The organism is Prevotella sp. CAG:592 (genome assembly GCF_000436015.1).
GTDB classification, from domain to species: domain Bacteria; phylum Bacteroidota; class Bacteroidia; order Bacteroidales; family Bacteroidaceae; genus Prevotella; species Prevotella pectinovora.
Genome location: NZ_FR892511.1, coordinates 1 through 4,729, shown reverse-complemented (window position 1 = coordinate 4,729; position 4,729 = coordinate 1). Strand labels below are relative to the sequence as shown.

At 50.4% G+C, this 4,729-nt stretch carries 4 protein-coding genes; all 4 read right to left on the bottom strand.

What is annotated here, in order from left to right; genetic code table 11:
* Window positions 1-178: 178 nt before the first annotated feature.
* Window positions 179-1,861, bottom strand: a complete 1,683-nt coding sequence (locus tag QVO99_RS01690; protein ID WP_022315857.1) for a SulP family inorganic anion transporter — start codon at window positions 1,859-1,861, stop codon at window positions 179-181.
* A 348-nt stretch (window positions 1,862-2,209) separates the two neighbouring features.
* A complete protein-coding gene (locus QVO99_RS01685) occupies window positions 2,210-3,085 on the bottom strand; it encodes a helix-turn-helix transcriptional regulator (RefSeq protein ID WP_022315856.1) in 876 nt (291 codons plus the stop codon).
* A gap of 19 nt (window positions 3,086-3,104) precedes the next feature.
* The gene (locus tag QVO99_RS01680) at window positions 3,105-3,677 is read right to left on the bottom strand and encodes a GNAT family N-acetyltransferase (protein WP_278841184.1); all 573 of its coding nucleotides are present in this window, start codon (window positions 3,675-3,677) and stop codon (window positions 3,105-3,107) included.
* A gap of 96 nt (window positions 3,678-3,773) precedes the next feature.
* Window positions 3,774-4,481 (bottom strand): SIMPL domain-containing protein, encoded by a 708-nt coding sequence (locus QVO99_RS01675; protein ID WP_022315854.1) that lies wholly within the window; start codon window positions 4,479-4,481, stop codon window positions 3,774-3,776.
* Window positions 4,482-4,729 lie beyond the last annotated feature (248 nt).

Here is a 4,729-nt window from a genome sequence, read left to right as displayed (position 1 = left end):
CAAATCCACGAAAATCCAAGATAAAGTCCAAAATATAAGTCTAAAATAATCCGTGATGATTAATCCGTGGTGTTCCGTGCAATCCGTGTTTTTATTTTAGACCAGTGTCCATCGCCGTAGGCTGATGGACACTAAGCACTCACATATTTATTTATCCTTATTTCTGATTTCAGTTTCCTTATTTCTTTTCTCCCACAATCTCCTTAGCTCTGTCCAGAGCAATCTTGATGTGGCTGCAGATGTTCTCTTCGCCGACAGATTCGTAGAAACCTGCTTTGCCGAGGGCGGCGTGTACATGAGGGTTCACACCAGAGAGAACCACCTGTATACCATCCTTGTGGCTCATCTCGCAGAGGTTGGTGAGGTTGTGGATACCCGTGGAGTCAACGAACGGTACCTTACGCATCCTTATGATGCGCACCTTGGGGCGGTCGCCGAACGCTGCCATGACTTCCTCGAAACGGTTGCCGGCACCGAAGAAGAACGGACCGTTGATTTCATACACTTCCACTCCCTCCGGAATGGTGAGATGCTCCAGGTTGCCCTTTATCATGTCGCTCTCCTCATTGATTTCATTCTCTATCAACTTCACGTCGGTCACCTCAGACACACGCTTCATGAAGAGCAGGCAGGCTATGATGAGGCCGACCTCGATAGCCACGGTGAGGTCGAAGATGATGGTGAGGAAGAAGGTGATGAGAAGCACGGTGACATCGCTCTTGGGATTCTTCATCAGCGAGAGGAACGAACGCCATCCGCACATGCCGTATGACACTATCACGAGCACTCCGGCAAGACATGCCATAGGGATATATTTTGCCAGTGGCATGAAGAACAGGAATATGAGCAGCAGCACCACGGCATGGATAATGCCGGCGATAGGTGATTTTCCGCCGTTGTTGATGTTGGTCATCGTACGGGCGATGGCCCCCGTTGCCGGTATGCCGCCGAAGATAGGCGAGGCGAGGTTTGCCACACCCTGTGCTATCAGCTCGGTGTTGGAGTTGTGGTGGTCGCCGATAACACCGTCGGCAACAGTTGCCGAGAGCAGCGACTCTATGGCGCCGAGCACGGCGATGGTCAGTGCCGGTGGCACCAGTTCCTTTATCGTGTCCCATGTTATTGTAGGCATGTGGGCTTCGGGGATGGCGTTGCTCACGGAGAAGCGGTCGCCGATGGTCTCGATGCTCGTCACTCCGGCAAACTGCTTGAGGAGCAGTGCTGCCACGGTCATCACGATGATTGCCACGAGCGATCCCGGAATCTTCTTGCTGAACTTAGGCGTGACGGCAATCACCACCACGCTGAGTATTCCCACTGCCGCACACCACCAGTCTATGGTTCCGAAGTTGCAGATGTAGCACCACCACTTCTCTATGAAGTCGCTTGGCACCTTGTCGATGCTCAGTCCGAAGAGGTCTTTTATCTGCGTGGTGAAAATCGTGACGGCGATACCGCTGGTGAATCCCACGACGATGGGGTAGGGGATGAACTTGATGATGGTGCCCAGATGCAGCACTCCGAAGAGGATGAGGAAGGCACCTGCCATCAGAGTGGCAATGGTGAGCCCCTCGAAGCCATATTGCTGGATGATGCCATAGATGATGATGATGAAGGCACCCGTAGGTCCGCCAATCTGCACCTTGCTGCCTCCGAGCAGCGAGATGATGAATCCCGCCACGATAGCGGTGATGATACCCTTCTCTGGTGTCACTCCGGATGCGATACCGAAGGCGATGGCAAGTGGCAATGCCACGATGCCCACGATGATGCCCGCCATGACGTCGGCCATGAGGGTCTTCTTGTTGTAGTTCCTCAGTGTGGTGAAGAGCTGCGGCTTGAAATCTAATTTACTGTTCATCGATAATTGTTATTCTGAATATATTTGTATTTATTAATGCGTATTCCTTAGAATTAAGGAAACGAAAATGGAGCAGTCCGTCAACTTTTAACCCTAATCGGTCATTAGGGCTTGCTTGGTTTTGATATTTTAGAAGAGTGGATTTTGTTTGACTTTTAATGAGTAATAGCGGGCTATTGCTCATTAAAAACGAGCAAAAGTCGCCTATAAAAAACAAAAGACTGCAAGCAGTTGTAAAAAAAATACATTAAACGGCCTAATGACCGATTTGGGTTTAGTGTAGAACTGCTCCTTGTGTGTGTAAATCATGCCGCAAAGGTACGACAAAATATTAACAAATCCTAATTTTTATCCCATCTTTTCTCTGTATTCGCTTGGTTTGCATCCCACTTTAGCCTTGAACTTGCTTGAGAAATAGTCGGGCGAATCGAAGTTCAGCCTGTAGGCTATCTCTTTGATGCTTATCGGCGTAGAGGAGAGCAGTTCGCGTGCCCTCTGCAGTCGTAGCTCCTGTTGGTAGAGAGCCGGCGAGATGCCCGTGAACTCCTTGAACAGCTTGCGGAAGTTGGAATATCCCATTCCCAGCTGGTCTGCTATCTCCTGTATGGTGATGCGGCTTTCCAGTCTTTCGCGTATCATGAGACGAGCCTTGTTTATGATGTCCACCTTGTCCTGGTCGCGGCTCAGGATGATGTTGCGCTCTCTGGCATACATCGTGCCGATGAGATTGTTCACGATGCCGGCGAGCGACTGCTGCGAGTATGCCTCCTCGCGCTTTGCCACCTGCATGGCAGACTCGTAGAGGCTTATTATCTCAGGACAGTAGCCTACGTGGTATACCGGTTTTTCGGGCGACAGGAATCCGTGTTCCACTCTGTCGTCCATGTTCTTTCCTCTGTAGCCTATCCAGTAGCTCTCCCATCGGGAGGAGGCGAGCGGATGGTATGTGTGCCATTCGTTGGGGAAGAGCAGGAAGATGTCGCCAGCCTTTATCGGATGGTCTTTCACGTGGTCGGAACAGAACACGCCCTCTCCGTCGAGTAGGTAGAGCATCTGGTATTCGTCGAGCGTCCGTCCCCTTGTCACGTCGAAGTAGTATCCTCCGGCGTGGCCTCTGGTGGGGTATGGGTCGCCGGGGTTGAGTTTGTCGTAGCCCACGGTGCTCACCGTGAGTCCCCACAGCGCATCTCTCTCGTTTGCCACGAGGTATTTGCTTTCCTGCATGATATGTGTCTTTGGTTCTTTAATCTATCCTGTATACGAGGTGGCGCATCGGATGTCCGCCCCACGAGGAATCGTTGGCATATTCGAATCCCACGTGCAGATACAGTCTCTCGGCGTTAGGGTTGCCTTTGTCCACGAGCAGTCCCACGGCAGGGTGTCCCTCCTTTGCCGCTTTCTCTATCATTGCCCGCAGCAGTGATGTGGCGATGCCTTTGCCGCGGTGGTCGGGCATCACGGCGAGGCTGTCGAGATACACCTCTCCGGCTTGCGTCTCGTCGTCCATCCGGCTGAAGTCTCTGCCGAAGCATTCCTTGGCAGCGTTTATGAATGCCTGTCGCAGCTCATGCAGCTTTCCGCCGTCGTAGCCCACGATGGCTCCCATCACGTTGCCGTCGTCGTCGATGGCAACGAGGGTGTTCAGATAGCTGTACTGGGAGTCTTCCCTTTCCACGAGCGATGTCATCATGGAGCGGAAGTCGGCAAGCGTATGGTGTTCGCCGGCGAAATACTGGCAACAGTCGTCTGTCATTGCCGTCATAATGAGTTGTGAGATGATTGGAGCCTGGCTCTTTGTCGCTGTCTGTATTTTCATAGTCGTTGCTAAAATTGTGATGTTAATGGGAATGATGGGCAAAATTAGCAAATTTAATGATAAAATGCAAGATTAGCGGCGTAATTCAGCAGCCGGTCAGTCTTTCAGCGAGTATGTCACTGTGGTCACCACCCTCACTTTCTTGATGTATGGGGTGTTGGAGTCGCGGTCTTCGATTGAGAACTGTCCCTGGTCGGCATTCATTATTTTGTCTATCTTGCTGTCGCTGTTTTTGGCAAACTGCTCGGCGGTCACTTTCGCGTTCTCTATAGCTTCCTGCATCATCTTCGGTTTCAGTTGGCGGAATGCCACATATTCGTATTTCACCGGGTTCTCGTAGCCGCCGTCAACGATGGCGACGCCCTGCTTCAGCAGGTCGCCCTGTCGGGAGATTATGCTGCGCACGAGATTCACGTTTTTTGAAGTTACGGTAATGATGGATGTGATGTTGTAGCGGTAGGGCTGTTGGTTGGCGCCATATCGTTCGGCGTTGAGGTCGATCACCACTGGTGCGTTCACGATTATCTCGTTGTCTTTCACTCCGTTGGCAATCAGGAATTTGCGTATTTTATTTGTCGTGGCGTTGATCTTCTGGTATAGTTCCGGCAGGTCGTCACCCAACTCCTTGGATAGGATAGGCCACGTCACTTTATCTGCCTCCACCTCCTTCTCTGCCAGTCCTTTCACTACCACTTTGCGGTCTTTGCCAGCCAGACTCTTAAGTCCTGAGTCTACAAAAAATCCGAGCACGATGATGCCGATGGCTAAGATCAGTGCTTGCTTGATACCTGTGTTTACATTCATGATTATTCCTCCGTTATTTAGTTTATATTGGTTTGGCGTGTTTCCTATATGTTGTCATTTGGCAAAGATATGAAATATACTGGCACCCACAAGCGATTTAAAAGTTTTTCACAAGCTTTAAGCCTCAAACGGCTATTGCTATATATAAAAGTATAAAAAGTGTGACATCGCCATCTAAAGCCTTGTAACATCAATTACATGGAAAGTTAAAAGCGTTAAATTTTGCCTATTTCGTATCTATCCTCAAA